Source organism: Bacillus sp. NTK071, assembly GCF_017303315.1.
Lineage (GTDB): Bacteria > Bacillota > Bacilli > Bacillales > Guptibacillaceae > Guptibacillus.
This window is the reverse complement of sequence record NZ_JAFKOI010000047.1, coordinates 1-614: the sequence shown is the minus strand read 5'-3', so window position 1 is coordinate 614 and position 614 is coordinate 1. Positions and strand designations below refer to the sequence as shown.

The 614-nt window shown below is 45.3% G+C and carries 2 tRNA genes and 1 rRNA gene; all 3 read right to left on the bottom strand.

Features of this window, described 5'->3' with window-relative positions:
* Positions 1 to 97, bottom strand: a 23S ribosomal RNA gene (locus JI666_RS20960); the annotation flags it as partial.
* Between the two features lie 156 nt (positions 98 to 253).
* A tRNA-Ala gene (locus tag JI666_RS20955) sits at positions 254 to 329 on the bottom strand.
* A 12-nt stretch (positions 330 to 341) separates the two neighbouring features.
* Positions 342 to 418 (bottom strand) — tRNA-Ile (locus JI666_RS20950).
* Between the last annotated feature and the right edge of the window lie 196 nt (positions 419 to 614).

Sequence of the window (614 nt, the reverse complement as noted above, 5' to 3'; positions counted from 1 at the left end):
GCGTACTTACAGCTCCCCGAAGCATATCGGTGTTCGTCCCGTCCTTCTTAGGCTTCTAGTGCCAAGGCATCCACCGTGCGCCCTTAGTAGCTTAACCTTAGATTCATTAGACTTGATTGCTCAAGCTAACTCCTCGAGTTATTACTAAGTGTTGCTAAATAATTCTTATTGGATGTCGTTGTTTATACTATCTAGTTTTCAAGGAACAAGGCTACTAGTTAATTAAACGTTTGTTTAATCCAGTAGACAAAGTTGGTGGAGCCTAGCGGGATCGAACCGCTGACCTCCTGCGTGCAAGGCAGGCGCTCTCCCAGCTGAGCTAAGGCCCCAGAATTCTTTTATGGTGGGCCTGAGTGGACTCGAACCACCGACCTCACGCTTATCAGGCGTGCGCTCTAACCAGCTGAGCTACAGGCCCACAAAAGAAAAGTAAATACCCCGACATAGCCATTAGCCGGAGGTGTTTCTTAAAAGAGACTTGCTCTTCATCAAAACTTACCTTTTCAGTTGAAAGAAATAAATCATTCTTTCAAAACTAAACGAAACGCTCATGTAAGGTTGGTAACGTAAGTTACCTTCGTAATTCTCCATAGAAAGGAGGTGATCCAGCCGCA